Source organism: Leptolyngbya sp. FACHB-60, from assembly GCF_014695775.1.
In the GTDB taxonomy this organism is placed as follows: Bacteria; Cyanobacteriota; Cyanobacteriia; order Phormidesmidales; family Phormidesmidaceae; genus Nodosilinea.
In genome coordinates this window covers 74,084-92,466 of sequence record NZ_JACJOX010000011.1, presented here as the reverse complement: position 1 = coordinate 92,466, position 18,383 = coordinate 74,084, and the positions used below count along the sequence as shown (strand labels likewise).

Sequence of the window (18,383 nt, the reverse complement as noted above, 5' to 3'; positions counted from 1 at the left end):
TCCGTAGTATCTGCGGTAGATCTTAAGGGATTGAATTGCTGGGTAACGGCAGACCCTACGCTTTTAAGGCTTCCGTGGTAAAACTTAAGCATTGCTATATGTGTCAGAACGAGACGGCTAATCGTCTTCTTTGTCGGGGCTAAACGGGTTGGCCTAGCTTCGATCGCACTCCTGTCGGGATGGAATCATGAAAATTCTCCACGGCACTTGGATACCGCAGCCCGCCACCAACTTTGTACAAGCAGGGGCCTTTTACCTGTGGGTAGAAACGGAGGCTAAAAGCCGTCGCCGTCTGTCGTCAGAGACCCATCCCTGCCACCTGCTCGAACCCGACCTAGCAGAGGTGCTCAGCGATGAATTGGGGCTGAAGTCGCCCGATCGCCGCCCGATCGCCACCTTCATCACCCCTCGCACCTTTCTGCTGCCTACGGTGGATGGTCAGCCGCTGCCTTCCCTAGAGCTATCGCGCTATTTAGAAGTAGACATTCCAGAGCGCTTTGACTGGCAATATTGGCAGGTCGATTGCTACCGGCTACCCGTTTTGGCTGATGTGATTAGCCTGCTGAATAATCTGCACTTTCTCGCTGTCTACAATTTGGCGGAGGTGCAACTGGGGGCCGATCTGCTGTTTTGGTACCACTACACCCAGGCTTTTAAGCAGGTGATTCTGCGCGATCAGTATATTCCGGCCCTGAAGTATCGACAGATAGAAGTCCCGGCGACTACTAGGCGTAAAGCCGCGCAGACGAAGGCAACTAAAAAGCAGACGGCAAAATCAGAGCCAGAGTTTGAGATTTATCCGGGATGGGAAATTGTTGGCGATCGCTACAACGACGATCTGCAAACCTACATCGACTACATGCCGCTGCTCTGCGTAGCCGGGTTTGAGGAACCGCCCCAACGGTCATCCCAGACGCCCACCTTCTACGATCGCGCCACCCTGCTGCGCCACTTTTCTGAGTGCTGGCTGAACGAACTGGTGCGGGGTACGGTGTTTCCCCAGAATTTTCTCAAACCAGTAGAAGGCACGCTCATTCAGGATTGCCTACAGGCTGACCTTCAGCGTCCCCAAAAATCGACGGCGGCGCTGGAGCGCTATCAGCAGTGGCAGGGATGGCGCGATCGCATCGTTCGCACCCAAACCGATCAGACCTTTCATCTCTACTTTCACCTGCAAGACCCGGTTAAACCAGAAGAACCCTGGCAGCTTCTCTTTCAGGTCGCCCCCAAACACGACCCGTCCCTCAGAGTCTCTTTGGATGACTACTGGCGCATGCGTCCCAAGCAGCAGGCCCAGGTAAAAACCCAGCTCGGCGGTGACTTTGAGCAGCACTTACTTATGAACCTGGGCTACGCCGCCCGCATCTACCCCGACCTGTGGCGCGGGCTAGAAACGGACGAGCCTGTGGGGATCTATCTGAAGCTCGACACCGCTTTCACCTTCTTGAAAGAATCTGCCTGGGTGCTGGAGGATGCTGGGTACAAGGTGATCGTCCCCGCCTGGTGGACGCCCAAGGGCCGCCAGCGGGCCAAAGTGCGGCTGAGGGCCAAGGGCAAATCCCTCGGCGGCAGCGACAAATCTAAGGGCTACTTTTCCTACGACACCCTGGTGCAGTATCACTACGACCTGGCGATCGGCGATCAGCCCGTCACGGAGCAAGAGTGGCAGCAGCTCGTCAATGCCAAGTCGCCCCTGGTCAAGTTTCGCGGTCAGTGGATGGAGCTAGACCAGGACAAAATGCAGCAAATGCTGGAGTTTTGGCAACAGCAGCAGGCGGAAAACCCCGAGATGAGCCTGCTCGACTTCATGCGCCTGACCAGCGGCGCGACTGACGACAGCCTAGAGGTGGAGTTTGATCGCGACGACGCCCTGACCACTATGCTCACCCAGCTCAGCGACAAAACCCGCCTCGAACTCACCCCCGACCCTGACCAGCTCCAGGGTTCTCTGCGCGACTACCAAAAGCGCGGCCTCTCCTGGCTGCATTACTTAGAAAACCTGGGCTTGAATGGCTGCTTGGCCGACGACATGGGCCTGGGCAAAACCGTGCAGGTGATCGCCCGCCTGATTCAAGAGCGAGAAGAGATGGCCCAGAACGGTAATCAACCCCTGCCGCCAACCCTGCTGATTGCCCCCACCTCCGTTGTCGGCAACTGGTACCACGAGATCGAAAAGTTTGCGCCGCATCTGCGGGCGGTAGTGCACCACGGCGGCGATCGCAACCAAGACACCAAAGCCTTCAAAGCCCTCTGCCGCGACCACGACGTGGTGATCACCTCCTTCACCCTGGCCCGCAAAGACGTCAAGTTGCTAGAGGGTGTTACCTGGCACCGCATCGTGCTCGACGAAGCTCAGAACATCAAAAACCCCAAAACCGCCCAGACTAAGGCCATTCTTAAGCTCAACGCTAACCACCGCCTTGCCCTCACCGGCACCCCGGTCGAAAACCGCCTGATGGATCTGTGGTCAATTTTCAACTTTCTGAATCCCGGTTACCTGGGCACCCAGACCCAGTTTCGCAAACAGTTCGAGCTGCCCATCCAAAAAGAAAACAGCCCCGCCCGCTCCGCCACCCTCAAAAAGCTGGTGGAACCCTTCATTCTGCGGCGGCTCAAAACCGACCAATCGATCATCAAAGACCTGCCCGAAAAGGTCGAGCAAAAGCTATTCTGCAACCTCACCCCCGAGCAGGCCTCTCTGTACGAAGCCGTGCTCAAGGATGTCACCGAACAGCTCGAAACCAGCGAGGGCATCCAGCGCAAAGGGCTCATTCTTGCCACCCTGACCAAGCTGAAGCAAATCTGCAACCACCCCCGCCAGTTTTTGCAGGATGAGAGTGAGTTCTCGCCGGAGCGATCGCACAAGCTCAGCCGCCTGCTGGAAATGCTCGACGAAGTGGTGGCCGAAGGCGAAAGCGCCCTGGTATTCAGCCAGTTTCGCGAAATTGGCGACGCCCTAGAGCACCACCTGCGCCACACCTGCCACTACAACACCTACTACATCCACGGCGGCACCAACCGCCAAAAGCGCGAGCAGATGATCGCTGACTTTCAAAACCCTGACACCGAGCCCGCTATCTTTGTGCTGTCGCTGAAGGCAGCGGGGGTGGGCATCACTCTCACCCAGGCCAACCACGTCTTCCACTTCGATCGCTGGTGGAACCCCGCTGTGGAAGACCAGGCTACCGATCGCGCCTTCCGCATTGGCCAAAAGAAAAATGTCTTCGTCCACAAGTTCGTTGCCATGGGCACGCTGGAAGAACGCATCGACCAAATGATTGAGGATAAGAAAAAGCTGGCCGGTGCGATCGTTGGGGCCGATGAATCGTGGCTGACGGAGCTGGACAACGACGCCTTTAAACAACTGATCGCCCTCAACAAAAACGCCATCATGGATTGATGCCCTGGATATCTTCCATAATTGATCCAGAACCTTCACGCTGGAGGGATATTATGAACATTGAACAGGCCTTGCTAGAGCAGGTACGCTCGCTCACCCCGGCACAACAGCAAGCCGTTTTAGACTTTGCCGCCTTCCTTCGGCAGAAAGTCCCCGTGGCCCTCAAAGAACCTATTCCTGGTCTACACAAAGATATTCCCTATCGGATGGCTGACGATTTCGATGCCCCCCTGCCAGACGAATTTTGGCTGGGAGAATCATGAAACTCCTCCTCGACACCCACACTTTCATCTGGTGGGATAGAGAACCCAATTTGATTCCGCCAGCAACCCTCCAACTCATGCGCCAGTCACAATTGATCCTGAGTCTGGTGTCGCTATGGGAAATTCAAATCAAAACTCAGCTTGGCAAACTCAATCTCAACTTGCCTCTGGTCGATATCGTGGAGCACCATCAGGAAAACGGCATGGCGCTGTTGGCAATCAACCTGCCACACATTCTGGCGCTAGAGCAACTGCCTCAACACCATCGAGATCCATTCGATCGCCTGCTCATTTCCCAAAGTCGCGTTGAATCTACGGCGATAGTCAGCCGCGACGACATCTTCAAACGCTACGACTGCCAACTCATCTGGTAGCTACATCTCCCTGCAGCCTCGAAGCGACTCTCAACCCTGATTTCCTGCCCGATATGTAGGCTCGCTTACAATGAAGCCAAGACTGGAGACTAGCGATGGCAAACTTTAGCCGCACCTGGTGGGGAAAAAACTTTATCGATGCGATCGAGCGCCTGACCGACTCGGGCCGGTTGCAACGGGGTCGCTCCTACGCTAGAGGTGGCAAGGTCAAAAGCTTCGAGATTGACGGCGGACTGGTTACTGCTAAGGTGCGTGGGTCGGTGAACCCCTACTTTGGGGTAACTACAGAACCGACGTACATCACCACCATCGATTTTGCGCCCATCAGCAAAGCCAAGTGGACGGCTGCGATCGCCCTCATCGCCTCCAAAGCCAGCCTAATCTCTCGGCTGCTGCTCAACGAAATTCCTGACAACATCGAAGTCAGCTTCAAAACCTTGGGGCTCAACCTGCTGCCCGCCAGCGACAAAGACTTCAAGACCGAGTGCTCCTGCCCCGACTACAGCAACCCCTGCAAACACATCGCCGGAGTCTATTACCTAATCGCCGCCGAACTCGATCGCGATCCCTTCCTGCTATTCGAGCTGCGGGGTTTGCCCAGGGAAGACCTCAAAGCCGAGCTGGCCAAGTCGCCCCTCGGACAAGCGCTCTCGGCAGAACTTTCGGCCCAGCAGCGGCCCCCCACCCCTGTAGAGCATTACTACACTCAGCCGCAGACCATCAAAGCGTCGTCCCCTAGCCTAAAAGAGTTTTGGCAGGGAGAAAAGCGTCTGCCGCAGACTATTGAGGTAGCCACGCCATCAGCCGTTCCGGCTATATTGGTCAAAAAGCAGGGCGACTTTCCCGCCTTTTGGACTCGCGACAGCTCGTTCATCGAAGCAATGGAGGGTTTGTACGATCGCGTACGCAGCAAAAACAAAGACCGCCTGTAAAATGTAGGGCGGGCACTGCCCACCACTCGTAAGGGCCATTCGACCTGGGATTTCGGCCCATACTTCTTCTATACAGCTCCAGCAAGGACCGCCACAGGCACTCGTTTGTAGGCCGGAGTGCCCGCCCGCTTCTCAATCCGCGCCTTCATCAACACATTTGCTTCGGGGTAAAACATCAGTGCTGCGCCCGATCGCACCTCCCCGTAGATAATCTCAATGTTATCGAGCTGCCCCGCATCGCCCCGCACGCTCACCCGCTGGTGTTCGGCAAAGCCTGCTCGCTGGGCGTCCAAAGGATTCATCAAAATGCAGTGGCGGTGGGGCATGCCCCGATACTCATCGGCTTCCTTATAAACCACCGTGTTGTGCTGGCCATAGCTGCGTCCGGTGATCAATGCCAGCACTAGGGCGGGCTGCTGGGCAGTGAACTCCGGGGGCAAGCCAAAATCTTGCAGAGTGGGCAGCGTCAGGGTAGGCAGCGGGGTTGGCTGCATCTCCGCTTTGCCCGAGGGCGTAGGAAACTTGGGTTCCAAAAGGATCCGCCCGCTAATGGTGAACTCGGCGTTGGTGTCGTCAATGTCGCCAATCTTTTCGTAGCCGGGAATGGTTTGGGCGATGAGCTGGCGCACGTAGCAGGTGTCGTGCAACCGCCGCCAGTCGATTGGCTGGTCACCATGGAGGCGGTGGGCCAGCTCCGCTAAAAAGTCGACTTCGGAAACCAGGTCGGCCTCGGTAAGGTGGGTTTTGCCGGGGCTATTGAGCCGCACAAAGTTGTTGCCCGACTCTACAGTGGTCTTGTGGGGGTTCTCGAACCGGGCGTAGACCGGCACGATGATCGTGTTCTGCCGCGCCAGCCCGTGGAAGTGGCCCTGGTTGGGCTTGGTGGCTAGGTACATAATCGTGTCGATGTTGCTGAGGGCGCGTTTAGCCTGAGTCAGGTCAGGGTTGGCCCCGTAGAGGTTGCCGCCCAGACACAGCAGCGTATCGACCTCACCGCGATCGCTGGCTTCAATCAAAGCGCGGGCATCGTAGCCCGGTTCTCGCTTGAGCGATTTGCCCAGTAGTTTCTCCAGCGCCTCGCGAATGCTGTCTTTGAGGTGGGCCGTCACCCCCATCGAGCCAAAACCCTGCACGTTGGAGTGGCCGCGAATGGGCATCATGCCCGCGCCAGGCTTGCCGACGTTTCCGGTCATCAGGGCGGTATTGGCGATGCTAAAGATGTTGTCGACGCTGTTGGCCTGGTGGGTGATGCCCATGGCCCAGGCAAAGACCACATTTTGGCAGCTATGAATCATCTCCGCAGCGGCGACAATCTCCGTTAGAGTCACGCCACAGGTGGCGATGATCGCCTCCCACCCGGTAGCGGCTACCTGCTCAATCACCGCTTGCCAGTTCTCGGTATGGGCCTTGAGGTAGTCAAACTGCACCCAGCCCCGCTCTAGCAGCACCTTTTGAATGCCCACAAACAGGGCCAGGTCGCTGCCCGGGATCGGCTGCAAAAACAGCGAAGCAATCTCTTCGCCCTGCACCAGCCGCAGCGGATGGGCTGGGGAGCCAAACTTGACCAAACCCACCTCTCTGACCGGGTTGATGGCGAGGACCTTGCCGCCGCGATCGCGCAGTTCGATCAGCTCATTCATCAGCCGGGGATGGTTGGCGGGGGCATTTGACCCCACTAGCACCACACAGTCGGCCTGGCGTAGGCTCTCTAGGCTAACCACTGAGGTGCCCGTGCCAAAGACTTTGTTGAGGCTGACCGTAGAGGGGGCGTGGCACAGGTCAGAACAGTCGGCCAAGTTGTTGGAGCCCAGTGCCCGCACCATCAGCTGGAGCAGAAAGGCCGCCTCGTTGGACGATCGCCCCGAACTGTAGGAGGCCACCCGCTCTGGCGGCAGCGAGAAGGCAGCGGTTGTTAGCTGGTAGATCTCCTCCCAGCTAATCGGTTCGTAGTGGTCAGACCCGGCCCGACGAATCACCGGAAAGCTGAGACGGCCCAGGCGATCGGCCTCGCGGGAGGTGAGCGCTTGCAGTTCTGAGATGGTGTGGCGAGCAAAGAAATGATCGCTCAGGCCCGGTTGCAGCTCTGACGAAATGGCCTGCACGCTTTTCATACAGCGCTGGAGCGGTTCTTCTAGCTCGTTGATAAAGCCGCCGTTTTGCCCCCCGGTGCCCCAGGCGCACGATAGGCAGGCACTTTTGTGGAACAGCGTTTTCCAAATCTGCGGCCCCTGGGGGGAGAGGGTCTTTTGGGCCCAATATTGAATGATCGGCAGGCCACCGCCGATCGCAGGGGCGTTATCAGTGGCGGCTTCACTAGCGGCGCGATCGCTGTTGTTGGCGATAGGGAAAGGCGATTGCTCATCGGTTTGATCAAGTTGGGTCATCGTCAAGCCTCACAGCAGCAGCCATGCCTTCACTATAGCGAGGTTATAAGTGTGACCCCGTCAGGCCGCATTCCATCGGCAGCAACGTGGGGGAAATAGTAGTGGCCCCAAGCAGCGACATTGACCGCGCTTAGTGGGTTTCTACCTGCGGCAGCGTATGGGTACCTAAAATGCCGGCATCGCACATGCGGCACTGCCGACGGCCATAGTTACCCGCCGTATGCACTCCCATCACCGCCAGGGCCAGAGCCGATGGCAGGGTGTAAGCATCTGCGGCAGTGTAGTTCACCGCGTAGCCCAGATCTTCTAGCGAACCCACCGTTAAACGACTGAGCGGATTTGGCCCCAAATTCAAAAAGCCCGTCATCAGCTCATTGCCAAACACGGTTTCTCGCCAGTGGCCATCTCGGGTACCCTGGCCCCCCGTATTCTCTAGCGGTACAGGCGTCATCCCCTGGGCCCCGATCAGCACTGAAAATTCTCGCATCCCGTTTTGACCAACATAGGTCGGGTTGGCCGACCCGGCCCCCACGAGAAGATTCCGAATTTGCCAAATGGTGCCAATCCCAAGCACATGACCCATCTCGTGAATAATCACGTCGAGTAGGCCCCCCTCTGCCTCTAGGCGAGCTAAATCGCCGATGTCAAACTCCATCACTCCGGTGATGGGTAGCCTAGAACCGCTGCGTAGGCGAGTCGGCCCGGCCCGACCTAGCAAACCGTTGGGGCCATCGAGCGACAACCCCCGCGCTTCAATCAAGACATCGTCGATGGTTTCCCCATTGACTACGGCACTGGGCAAATCTCCAATAATGATTTCTGACCACCGGGCAGCAGCAACTTCGAAGACGGCTCGCTGGGTAGCCGTTAGCCCCCCTAAAAAGCGAAGCTGAATGGAGAAATCAGACGGGGTCGGCGGCATCAATGATTGATTACCAACCACCACCTCCAAGGACCAGTGGTTGAGAAATCCTCTGTCTAAAAAGGTTTGGTCTTGAATCTGTAGCGTCCAGGTGCCGTTGGGGTCACTACTTAATAAGGTAGACAAAGGTTGCTGGGGCTGAAATGACCCCTGAAAGGGCGCGGTGCCCTGGGTGATGGGTACTGCGGCCCCATCATCAAAGGTAGTGTCGAAAAAGTTGTCGCCGCTGCCACCCGCATTGCCGACTAGTAAGACAGAGGCCCCACTGGGGGCGATGAGAGAAATTTGCAGATCGCTGGTGTAGGGGTGAACTAAATTGATAGTGATGCTGATGCGCTGGAGCGGTCCAGAGAGGTTGGCGACATCAACTGTGGAGCTAACGTCTGTGGGCGCAAACTGCGAAATCTGTATCGCCGTTTCGTTAGAGAAAACTTGCTTCATAGGGAGCTAGATGCACTTCAAAACTTCAGATGGATGGTACTGCCAAGCTGATGGCTATAGGCGGGGGCAACCAGTTGGGGAATGCGGGAGTTTACTGAGACTGCTCGTATCGCTAACTGAGGTCGAGGCATTGGAAAAGCTATTGAGGCTGGTGAGCAACGCATTGTAATAGGGAGAAACATTGTCTCGTTTGGCCTCAAAGCAATCGCGCAGATTTGTTAATGAAAACAATCCCTGCTCAAACATGGATTGCCCACTACATGAGTTTCGGCGGGCAATGTTGCGTCGCTATCAGTCGATCGCGTTCAGTCATAGCCAAATTCTCTTAACAGCGCTATCCGTCACTATAGCGAGAGCGCTGGAGGCGAGAAACTCGGCCGAAAGTTAGAGAGAGTCCGAGGCAAGTGTCCTCAGCCGAGCGCTTGGGCAAAGGCGAGGCGATCGCAGACAACATTACCTATCAATGCCTTCCGTCTGAGGGAAGACAAAACGTTTTCCTCTTGGCAGGCTATTTATGGAAATGTTACTTGGAGGAGGTTTGTTAATGAACCACTTGAATAAAATTTTGCTTAGCTTTGCCGTTCTAGGTGTGGCAGCTCTCAACACGTCTCCAGCAGCGATAGCCCAAATCGTTGAATTAGGGGATCAAATCGAGTTTGACCTAGGAGGGAACCGCGACCCTGAGTTGCGCCCTCGCCTATCGACTGATGGGGATCAGCTGAATCTTCAAATTGAAGAACAGCCTCAGCCAGAAACCCGCTTACGGTTTGACGGCGATCGTATAGAACTGCGCCAAGAACAGCCTGCGCCCAGAGAACGGCTCAACCTGACCGTACCTATTGAGACCGAAGGGACAGAAGAGTAGTCTGCGATCGCCAAAGATTCAAAGACGCATTTAGAACATCTCGCGTGCCCTAATCCAGTTGAGATGTTTCAGCATGTAGGTTGGGTTGAGCGCACGTAGGCTTTACCTTGTCGCAAAGTAACCCAACCTACCGTTCTCGACCAATTTCTATCTCATCATCGGCTAATCACTCATGCCTATTCAAGCTAAATTTTTGAGCAGATTTATTCCATTCGTGTTCCGCAGCCTGACCGTTGCAACGTTAGCCTCCCTGGTGGCACAGATTCCAGCTCAAGCGCAAACTACGTTTTCAGATGTACCGTCAGATTATTGGGCAGCACAATTCATTCAAGCCCTCGTCGATCGCGGTGTGATTCGAGGCTTTGCCGATGGCAGCTTTCGCCCCAATGATCCGATCACTCGCGCTCAGTTTGCCGTCTTAGTGGATCAAGCATTTGATCAATCGACTGTTCGCAGTGCCGTCCGTTTTCGTGATGTACCTAGCAGCTATTGGGCCGCCAGCGCCATTCAAACTGCTTACGCCGAAGGCTTTCTCAGTGGTTATCCTGGCAATGTCTTTAACCCAGCTCAGCCGATGCCCCGCGCTCAGGTTTTAGTTGCTCTGGCGAGCGGTCTACAGTTTAAGCCGAGTGGAACCAATGCCAGCGTGACGGGTGCCTTCCGTGACTACAATTCAATTCCTTTTTATGCCGATGATGGCGTGGCGGCGACCTTCCGCAACCTCACCGTGAACTATCCCAATATTGATTTTCTCGAACCCAATCGTGCCGCAACCCGTGCTGAAGTTGCGGCCTCAATTTATCAGGGGCTGGTCGCGACTGGCCGTGCTCCTGCGATCGAGTCTCCCTATATTTACTAAGCTAGGGCAAGTTTGAGTGGTGGGGCGGGGTGAGTAACTTGCCGCCCACGCTCTAGACTCCCATATGCCTCATTTTGCGGAGGAGATAGACTGAGTTGCTTGCAGAGCTTGTACTAATACCTCAGCTGCTCGTTCACGATCGGAGGTACCAAACAGCCCTACAACCCAATCCTGTATCTGCGCGAACCGCTGCCCTTGTACCCCAGCCGGTGGCTCAGTATAAGCACGAGCGATCGCAATGAATGCTTCAGCTCGATGCCTCGGATTGGCAATGGATTGAGCCGTTTGCAAAGCAGCATCGAACTGCCCCTGCTGAGCAAATCCCTCTACCACCGAAGGCAGCATCCATGGGATTTCTTCACTCTGGGCCAGCTGCATGGCTTGCTCCGGTTGCCCAGACTCAGCATAGCCCTGCACGATCTCCGGCATAAATCCCTCAAGATTGCCAGTTTGAACGAGTTGCAATGCCTGCTCAGGTTGCCCGGCATCGAGATAGCCGATTGCTACCTCTGACAACATACCTTTGACCTGCTGTGCCTGGACAAACTGCCACGCCTGATCCGGCTGCTTTTCCTGCAAATAGTGTCTGACGATGCCGATCATCACACCGTTACGGTTGGGGTCCGACTCCGCCAGCTTGATAGCCGCCTCTAAATTGTCTGCCGCGGCATAGGCGCTTGCCATATTTCCCAGTGCCGCCTGCCGATAGCTGGTCGGTTGAATTTCCTCGACAATCTGCATGGCCCGCTCGAAGTCGCCGATTTTGGCATAGCCAACAGCTACTTGACCCAGCGCATCTGCATCGGCTTGACTATGGTTGGCATTGGGGACGATGGATTTCCCAGCTTGATAGGCTTCTGCCAGTATCGCCACGGCTTGATCATTCGAACCCACTTGCTGGTAAAGGAGCGCCGCCTCGACGAACTGATTCACGTTGTCGCGGGGAAACGGGTCTGCGGAACGGTTGCGAATTTTGGGAACGGTTTGATCGAGAACCGCGATCGCCCGATCGTTTGCACCTAACTCCGCAAACTGTCGTGCCGTCCAAAGCAGAGCACTTCCCTCTAGTGAAGCCGTTTCGGGGTTTGCGGCATCCATGGTTTCCGCACTTAGAATCGCCTGTTCCAGTACCGCCTTTGCTGGTTCATTGTGCCCTGCTAGAGTCAGATTCATGGCCATACTGTTCAACATTTGTGTTTGGTAGTAGGCACCGTCAGTCTGTTGCGCTTGGGCGATCGCTTCCTCAATCTTTTGCGCTTGGGCGATTGCTTCCTTCAGTAACTCGTCCGCTCGCCGGGATTGTCCTACGTCCAACAAATCAGCTGCAATCTCCGACAGGGCATTTGGGTCACCCATCCCACTAGCTAGCGCGATCGCTAACTCAAACTGCCCCTCATCAGACAATTCCATAGCGCGGTTCATTAACGATTCGGTCGGAGAGGTTCCACTGCTACTACATCCGGTTGCCCCTTGAGCACGGGCGGTTTCAATTGCCTCTGTAACCCGTCGCTTGCCTTCTGCCTCCTGCCCGATCAGCCAATAGCTACCTGCCACCTTTGCCAGAGAATTTGCCTTAAAGCAGGGTCGCATGGCCTCTACTGCCTCTAGGGCCTGCTCGGAAACGGTGGTTGCCTGTTGCGAATCACCCAGCTTTGCATATCGAAAGGCAATGTCTGACAGCAATCTAGCTTGCTGATCGGGAGCAGGTAGGGCGATCGCTTGTCTCGGGGTGAGCATTCCAAGAGCGGGCAGGGCTGCTAGGAGGAGAAGTTTGGCACAGAGCACGTTGGATTTCATAGTGACTTGATAGGAATAGTGAGTTTGAGTAAGAGGCTTATCTAGCAATGCACCCTTGATGCTGAATTAGGCTTGAAACGACGAAAAAAGCCATTTAAGCGACCTTTGAAACAGCCATAGGGTGAGACTGTAAAAGGCAACATTAAGGGCGAATGCCCCAAGACTTCCATAGATATAATCTTCTAGCCCGACCTTGCCCCAACCACTTGTGGGGGAATTAGCTTCCGCATCTTGAACAAACGGTAGGGGAAAGCCTGCCTTTTGCTCGCCAAACCTGCACTGTCCAATTTGGCAGAATTGAGCATCCCTGCAAAGTGTTTCACAATGAGCAGGCTGTTTGTAGCGCAAAGAGGCAATCGTTAACCCCACTGACATCAAGATGATTAGGGTAATCTTGATTCCTTTACGAGCTAAAAGGTTCCTGCTTGTCATTGGGGACTGACTAAGGATGCGAACCTGATATGGATAGCTTAGGGCTACGGAACCTAAGCTATCCTGATCTAACTCAACTCTCATTGAGTTTTCATCTTGGATGGCCATTCAAGAAGCTTTAACCCTAGTCACAAGTGGTGAAGTCAGATCGACTAGATACATTTGATATCTAAGCTCGCTTTTGGTCTTCAGCCTGGTCACGCAACCTGCGTGCATGTTCCTGGCTATCAGTAGTATCAGGTCGGGAACTAACCACCCCAACGGTTTCCCAATAGGTAACAAGTTCTACCCCTGTTTTAGGAAGGTGCTCTGTGGCTGCGGGAGTTTCGATGTCTCAGGGACATCTGCAAAATCAATTTGGTGCTTGCGAATATTTTCAAGGTTTTTCGCTTCGTCCCACTCAAACTGATGAAGGTTGAGTGAATACTAATTAAGCCACTCCCTCATCATCGTGCATTCAATAGGAAACAATATGGTGTAATTGTTCCCCTGATTTCCAACTGCTTGGATGTTGCTTTAGATTAAACTAGGGAGCACCCTGGTTTAACCACAAGATAACGGCCAATTTCGTCTTCATGAAGATACGAGCCAAGAAGAGTTTATTCTAGCTGCGATTTGCCATTGGCTAAAGCTTCTGCCCTGCGTTTACGCCAAATGCCCATGCCCAATCCTAGGAGCCCTGGCAATACGGTTGGAGTAGGAATCATGGCAGGATTGTCCTTAACATCGCCTTCAATTGCAAAGTCTAGCCCTCCAGCAAGCCTGGCCCAAGGCTCTGTGGCATCAAATCTAAATTGGGCACCTCCTTGAGTAGTTCGAGTCCATCCCCAATTATCATCAAGATCAGCACTGGTATCATTCAGGATTGACAATAAATACACTCCTGAGTTCAGACTAAAGGGATTAGACAAAGACAAGGTATAGAAATACACATCGTATTCTGTAATATCTTGATACCCCTGAATACGTTGCACAGAGTAGCTGACATCGCCACTCAAAGTTGTCAAAGGGGCTGTATTTACCAATCCGTCGCTATCAACCCCTTCAATAGTAAATAAACGGACTGAGAAGTTATCGGTAGACGGAGTACGGGTGTTGCTGGGTCCATAAGCTCCACTCCAAAGGATTCGAGTAATGGCAGCATCAGCATTTAAATCGAATCCTGTCCCAAATTCTACTTGAGTTTCACTATCGGGGTCACCACCAAGAAATCCCACTACTTCTAGCGACCGGTTATCGACTAGGGTTGCTGCTTTCGCAGGGGCATTTGCAACCAGGATGGATAGGAAGGCACTTGCGACGATTGAAGTACAGAAAGTACGCCCCAATACATTCATCATTTTAAAGGCTCCTAATTACAGCGGTTGCTAATCTTTCAAGGCGCGAGTTTGCGATGTTCCCTGCTTTCTCCTTGAGGAAGGAGAATTATCAAGAGGCTGATAATACGATCGAGTTGAAGTAGCAACAGAGGCAGTATGGATTGCTGCCCCTGTGTATAAGTACTTAAACACGACGTCTTTATATAACCAGGAAAAATACTTCTATGCTTTAAAAAGCTTCACAAACTAATGTCTTGGGATTGAATGCTGTTTTCTTTTTTAGACAATGCACTGGGATGTGACCTTGGCTTGTCGTCGTTCTCAAGGGATTGCATAGCAATTCAACCTGAAATATTAACAGAGTTAGTAGGTTGAGTTGAGCTAGCGTAGCGGGTTGGCAGTCAAATCCTTCGGAGCTTGTTGGGTTTCCTTCGTCAACCCAACCTATAAGAGATTTGCGATCGCTCTATACGAGTATCTTCGGTGAAGGTTTAAAGGAATATCAAAGCAGTATCTTTGCTTTGCAACTCAATTTGGTTCAGCCCATCGGGCACCAAAGGTATATATCGTTACGCTTGTGTGCCCGGTGAGGGGGACTGGGAAAAGTGTGGCAATTCCTCATTCAGGCAAACCCAGGAGGCTGCGCTTGATGTCCAAATGTCTAGCGCAGGGGAGAAATCGCTTTGCTCGTCAAACGTTGTAAAGCGTATGGATGTGAAATCTGGCATCGCTTCGCCGGTTGTGAATAGGGGACTACCGCAGTTCGGGCAGAAACTTCGCGTTGTCTGAGAGCCACTTGACGCGCGAACAGAGTATTCTTTTGGTGAGCCGGTGACCTTGATTGACTTTGTTGATACGACTACGCCAGATGCGAACGGTGCTCCGCTAGATAGTTGGCAATCACTGCAATGACAATTCAGCATTGCCAGAGGCGCACTGTGACACTCGTAGCGTACGGCACCACAAGCGCAGCCACCTGAAAATGGAACATTCATAAAAGACCTCTTTGCTTGGCTCTTCGTGGAGTCTATTGAGATCTTTAAAGCCTAACGTTCCGCTTCACCCACCGCTGGTAACCTTTCGTTCTCAAGCAACTATCTTAATACGGTCGGTGGGCAAGCGGATTGTTATGCCGTCGCTGCTACAGGACGACTCATCACATAAACTGCATGAATTTTATTGCCAAATTGTCGAGGTTCTGTCTTGCGGATAACCTCAAATCCCAAGCTTTTCCAAAACTGTAAGCCTAACTCGTTGGCTTCAATCGCAGACAATGATACTTGCTTGACTCCCTGTGCTGATACCCAATTTTCAAACGCCTGATAAAACTTTGAACCTAATCCTTGACCTCGTTGCTGGGGACTCAACATCATTAACCCTAACCACCATGTTTGATTGTCTGGGTAGTGTCGAATCGATTCAATCATCCCGATCAGCTCATTCTTTGGATCGAACAACCCCACAATGTATTTGTCCTCTGTCATTTTTCCATCTGGCACAGCATCAAATTCATCACGTGCTGCCGTCGGTGAAGGCGGTTGACCATCGGTTAGAAGAGCAAACTCCGTGCATTGTTCGTAGAGGCTTTGCAGCACTGCCGCATCCCCAAGTTCGAGGAGCTTTGCCGAGTAACCAGGAAGATTTGAAGCAAAACCTGCTAACTCATTCATGCTTGTTATTCATTGCTACGTTTTCTCTCTTCTCGTTGACGTTGTACCTCAGCCAAAACATCACAGGGATGAACGGTTCTGGCTTCTGGCTCTAAGACCAATGCTATTACTGCTTCATTCATCCAGTAGGATGAGCCGGATGGATTTCTGAGGAAAAATTTCAGGTCAATTAGGTAACGCCGTACCGTGACATGATCTAAGCCAGTTGGATCTGTAAATCCTTTCAGCCAGTCTACGAGATGATCATTAACCTCTTTCTCAGAGTATTCTTGCTTTGCGTTAAAACTCGATGCTGCTAACGCCATAAGCAGCTCAGTATCAGAGAACTTCCTAGGTAAATGGTCGATAGGTCCACTACTTAGTAACCTCCCCAGTACCTTCATCACCTGATCCCTTCCGATCACGGATTTCTCCTCTACTTACACTTCCTTTCTTCAAGGTTACACATTTCTTTTATCGAGGCATAACTATGTATTAAGTGTCAGATCTGCTGGATAAGTCCCTTCATGCTCAGCATTATCTGTTAGATTTGCTGGACAACACCCGCTTCTTAAGAAATTAAACATCAAATCTGCCAGTGGAATTTAGTTAGTAGGTTGGGTTGACGTAGGAAACCTAACCTACAAGAGATTTGCGATCGCACTAGCCTCCACCTCCGCCACCATCGCTTACTCTAGGAATTATCTTTATTTCTGTTTTCTCTGCTTGGCAATACTGACAAGCATAAGTAAACAATTCCTGCCCTTCAGTTTCAGCTGTCGCTTTTTCCAAAACCCTAGAAGAGGTCTTGACCATAGTTACTTCGTCACAACTAGAGCATAATCGGAAATCATTTGATGAATCTATGTATGCTCGCAAATGCATAGAGTTTTGGATAGGCTCAGAGCAACAAATCGTACAGTACCAAACTTCAAAGTCAATACTCCCAATTTCTGATGCTAACTGTTCCTTATCTGTCAAAGAATTAACTGGAGCACTTGACTTTGCAAGAGGTTTTTTGCAGGCTATACAGTGGAAAGGTCGAATGGAATGACGTTTTAGAACTATTGCAAACCCCTTTAACAGCGGTCTAGTTAACTCGCGAACCGGTTGAAACAGCGTTGATCCAAAAAATATCAGTGGAATCAAGAATGAGAATGAAGGTGAAAGTATAGGGATCAGAATCAGCAACGATATGGCAAATGCAATATAAATACTTTTATCATGCTCGTCTATACCTTTAATTCTCACATTTGATTTGGGGTCAACAAAGACAGGTTTAAAAACCAAAATTAATCCTATAAAAAGGCTTATGAAGAAGATTAAGTAATACAAAGTATCCTCCTAAAACTTTATTTTTTCTAATCGACCATCTCAAGCCAATCTATCACTCTCTTTAAAGGAGAACCAATTTTTCTCTTTGATTTATATAGAGGTCTTCGCTAACGCTACTGAATAGTGGAATCTAGTTAGTAGGTTGGGTTGGGCTAGCGTTCGTGAAGCGTCTCCCTTAGGGAAAACCTGACACCTGCCGCTGAGATTGTTGGGTTTCCTTCGTTAATCCAACCTACAAGAGATCTGCGATCGCACTAATTGCAGTACTGTTCTGTGCCTATTTGCTCCATTCATCCCATGCTGCTCGCGCAACCTTTGCTATCACTTCTTCGCGTATCGTATCGTTGGCCGTCGAATCTGAAACGAAAACTGCGATTGCTAAATGCTGCCCATTCGGTAGCGTCACAAGTCCCACATCATTTGTTGCGGCCGTCACTCCATCAACGGTGCGCGACGTACCAGTTTTATGTGCTACCACTGTCCCATCAGGCAACAGTCCTTTAATACGTTGTAGACCTGTAGGTGTCTCGGTCATCAACTGTAGTAATAACGCTTGGCTAGATTCTGAAAGCCCTAGCCCTTCATGCAAGGTACGCAATAAGGCGACTGCCCCATCAGGTGTAGCATAGTTGCGGTACTGCACGGCTTTGTCTTGGCCGATTTCCTTTTCCGTGTTGGCAACAACAATGCCATTTACACCGAGGTTACGCAAATGCTGAGTGACGACCTCTGGTCCACCAACTAGCTTTAACAGCACATCACAAGCTGTCCCATCACTTTCAGATACCATGTATTTCAGCAGTTCAGCTAGGCTCAGTTCCACCCCTTGCGGGTTCTCATCTCGAATTGGACTGTGCTGAAGGTCTGAAACGAAATCGCTGGCTTCAACACGAACCTGCTGCTCTAGTCTCAACTTTCCTTGATCGATCTGAGCCAGTACAGCCATTGCGATGGGAAACTTGTAAACACTTTGCATTGGAAATTGCTGATCTCCATTCAAAGTAACTGATTCCCCGGTTTCTAGTACTGTAACTGTAACCCCGACACGCCCTTGAGCAGCCTGAGATATTTGTCCAATTTGATTGCGTAATTCGTTATTTGCATTAGATGCCACAACCTCTTCTAGTGGATCTGTCTGACTGTTTTGGTTGTCTGCTCTGTTGCTGGAATTGTTGCTCGTGCAGCCAGTAGTCAGTAAAGAAAAACAAAATACACAAAGCCAAACGCTTTTAATGGTTGCTCGAATCATCCAACCTAAATTGAAGCAGTGAAGAAGTTAGTAGGTTGGGTTAGCTAGCTCAACCCAACCTACAAGAGATCTGCGATCGCACTAAAACCCCCTGGCAGAAAGGCTTTCAGCTATTGCCTCAGGCCATGCACAAGAAAAAATAATCGTCAACCTGCGGAATGT

General features: G+C 52.2%; 16 protein-coding genes and 1 pseudogene. 6 read left to right on the top strand and 11 right to left on the bottom strand.

The genetic code is table 11. The features are described from left to right. The first annotated feature begins 187 nt into the window (after window positions 1–187). From H6F57_RS02980 to H6F57_RS02965, 4 genes are all read left to right on the top strand, one after another. Entirely contained in the window at window positions 188–3,400 is a 3,213-nt protein-coding gene (locus tag H6F57_RS02980) for a DEAD/DEAH box helicase (RefSeq protein WP_190629464.1), read from the top strand. A 53-nt stretch (window positions 3,401–3,453) separates the two neighbouring features. Further along, complete coding sequence (locus H6F57_RS02975; protein WP_190629462.1) at window positions 3,454–3,663, top strand: DUF2281 domain-containing protein; 210 nt, start codon at window positions 3,454–3,456, stop codon at window positions 3,661–3,663. Then, window positions 3,660–4,037, top strand: a complete 378-nt coding sequence (locus tag H6F57_RS02970) for a type II toxin-antitoxin system VapC family toxin (protein WP_190629459.1) — start codon at window positions 3,660–3,662, stop codon at window positions 4,035–4,037. The genes H6F57_RS02975 and H6F57_RS02970 overlap by 4 nt, the downstream gene beginning before the upstream one ends. A 95-nt stretch (window positions 4,038–4,132) precedes the next feature. Beyond that, entirely contained in the window at window positions 4,133–4,969 is an 837-nt protein-coding gene (locus tag H6F57_RS02965) for an SWIM zinc finger family protein (RefSeq protein WP_190629457.1), read from the top strand. 68 nt (window positions 4,970–5,037) lie between these two features. On the opposite strand, the gene H6F57_RS02960 is transcribed toward H6F57_RS02965, so the two are convergent. After that, window positions 5,038–7,353 (bottom strand): FdhF/YdeP family oxidoreductase, encoded by a 2,316-nt coding sequence (locus H6F57_RS02960; RefSeq protein WP_199289863.1) that lies wholly within the window; start codon window positions 7,351–7,353, stop codon window positions 5,038–5,040. Between the two features lie 130 nt (window positions 7,354–7,483). Then, window positions 7,484–8,716: a proprotein convertase P-domain-containing protein gene (locus tag H6F57_RS02955; protein WP_190629455.1), complete on the bottom strand. Its 1,233-nt coding sequence runs from the start codon at window positions 8,714–8,716 to the stop codon at window positions 7,484–7,486. Between the two features lie 544 nt (window positions 8,717–9,260). On the opposite strand from H6F57_RS02955, the gene H6F57_RS02950 reads away from it, so the two are divergent. Continuing rightward, window positions 9,261–9,581, top strand: a complete 321-nt coding sequence (locus H6F57_RS02950) for a hypothetical protein (RefSeq protein ID WP_190629453.1) — start codon at window positions 9,261–9,263, stop codon at window positions 9,579–9,581. Window positions 9,582–9,753: 172 nt separating this feature from the next. Next, on the top strand, window positions 9,754–10,440 hold the full coding sequence (locus tag H6F57_RS02945) for an S-layer homology domain-containing protein (RefSeq protein ID WP_190629451.1): 687 nt from the start codon (window positions 9,754–9,756) through the stop codon (window positions 10,438–10,440). Window positions 10,441–10,509: 69 nt separating this feature from the next. On the opposite strand, the gene H6F57_RS02940 is transcribed toward H6F57_RS02945, so the two are convergent. From H6F57_RS02940 to bla, 9 genes and pseudogenes are all read right to left on the bottom strand, one after another. Beyond that, a complete protein-coding gene (locus H6F57_RS02940) occupies window positions 10,510–11,850 on the bottom strand; it encodes a hypothetical protein (RefSeq protein WP_190794974.1) in 1,341 nt (446 codons plus the stop codon). A 453-nt stretch (window positions 11,851–12,303) separates the two neighbouring features. Next, window positions 12,304–12,777 (bottom strand): hypothetical protein, encoded by a 474-nt coding sequence (locus tag H6F57_RS02935; RefSeq protein WP_190629447.1) that lies wholly within the window; start codon window positions 12,775–12,777, stop codon window positions 12,304–12,306. A 225-nt stretch (window positions 12,778–13,002) separates the two neighbouring features. After that, window positions 13,003–13,077, bottom strand: a pseudogene (locus H6F57_RS28255) (BrnT family toxin); the annotation flags it as partial. A 191-nt stretch (window positions 13,078–13,268) separates the two neighbouring features. Further along, entirely contained in the window at window positions 13,269–14,009 is a 741-nt protein-coding gene (locus H6F57_RS02930) for a PTPA-CTERM sorting domain-containing protein (RefSeq protein WP_190629446.1), read from the bottom strand. A 548-nt stretch (window positions 14,010–14,557) separates the two neighbouring features. Then, a complete protein-coding gene (locus tag H6F57_RS28250; RefSeq protein WP_347279960.1) occupies window positions 14,558–14,911 on the bottom strand; it encodes a GFA family protein in 354 nt (117 codons plus the stop codon). Window positions 14,912–15,115: 204 nt separating this feature from the next. Further along, window positions 15,116–15,658: a GNAT family N-acetyltransferase gene (locus H6F57_RS02920; protein ID WP_190629441.1), complete on the bottom strand. Its 543-nt coding sequence runs from the start codon at window positions 15,656–15,658 to the stop codon at window positions 15,116–15,118. A gap of 5 nt (window positions 15,659–15,663) precedes the next feature. Then, a complete protein-coding gene (locus tag H6F57_RS02915; protein ID WP_190629439.1) occupies window positions 15,664–16,062 on the bottom strand; it encodes a DUF2087 domain-containing protein in 399 nt (132 codons plus the stop codon). 238 nt (window positions 16,063–16,300) lie between these two features. Next, window positions 16,301–16,927, bottom strand: a complete 627-nt coding sequence (locus H6F57_RS02910; protein ID WP_190629437.1) for a hypothetical protein — start codon at window positions 16,925–16,927, stop codon at window positions 16,301–16,303. A gap of 322 nt (window positions 16,928–17,249) precedes the next feature. Further along, window positions 17,250–18,221, bottom strand: coding sequence for a class A beta-lactamase, subclass A2 (gene bla, locus H6F57_RS02905; RefSeq protein ID WP_190629435.1), 972 nt, complete (start codon window positions 18,219–18,221; stop codon window positions 17,250–17,252). Between the last annotated feature and the right edge of the window lie 162 nt (window positions 18,222–18,383).

Coding starts and splice junctions, on each gene's coding strand:
- H6F57_RS02945 (WP_190629451.1), top strand. CDS start 9,754: ATGCCTATTCAAGCTAAATTTTTGAGCAGATTTATTCCATTCGTGTTC.
- H6F57_RS02920 (WP_190629441.1), bottom strand. CDS start 15,658: ATGAATGAGTTAGCAGGTTTTGCTTCAAATCTTCCTGGTTACTCGGCA.
- H6F57_RS02935 (WP_190629447.1), bottom strand. CDS start 12,777: ATGGCCATCCAAGATGAAAACTCAATGAGAGTTGAGTTAGATCAGGAT.
- H6F57_RS02930 (WP_190629446.1), bottom strand. CDS start 14,009: ATGATGAATGTATTGGGGCGTACTTTCTGTACTTCAATCGTCGCAAGT.
- H6F57_RS02980 (WP_190629464.1), top strand. CDS start 188: ATGAAAATTCTCCACGGCACTTGGATACCGCAGCCCGCCACCAACTTT.
- H6F57_RS02940 (WP_190794974.1), bottom strand. CDS start 11,850: ATGGAATTGTCTGATGAGGGGCAGTTTGAGTTAGCGATCGCGCTAGCT.
- H6F57_RS02955 (WP_190629455.1), bottom strand. CDS start 8,716: ATGAAGCAAGTTTTCTCTAACGAAACGGCGATACAGATTTCGCAGTTT.
- H6F57_RS02950 (WP_190629453.1), top strand. CDS start 9,261: ATGAACCACTTGAATAAAATTTTGCTTAGCTTTGCCGTTCTAGGTGTG.
- H6F57_RS02965 (WP_190629457.1), top strand. CDS start 4,133: ATGGCAAACTTTAGCCGCACCTGGTGGGGAAAAAACTTTATCGATGCG.
- H6F57_RS02970 (WP_190629459.1), top strand. CDS start 3,660: ATGAAACTCCTCCTCGACACCCACACTTTCATCTGGTGGGATAGAGAA.
- H6F57_RS02975 (WP_190629462.1), top strand. CDS start 3,454: ATGAACATTGAACAGGCCTTGCTAGAGCAGGTACGCTCGCTCACCCCG.
- H6F57_RS28250 (WP_347279960.1), bottom strand. CDS start 14,911: ATGCTGAATTGTCATTGCAGTGATTGCCAACTATCTAGCGGAGCACCG.
- bla (WP_190629435.1), bottom strand. CDS start 18,221: ATGATTCGAGCAACCATTAAAAGCGTTTGGCTTTGTGTATTTTGTTTT.
- H6F57_RS02960 (WP_199289863.1), bottom strand. CDS start 7,353: ATGACCCAACTTGATCAAACCGATGAGCAATCGCCTTTCCCTATCGCC.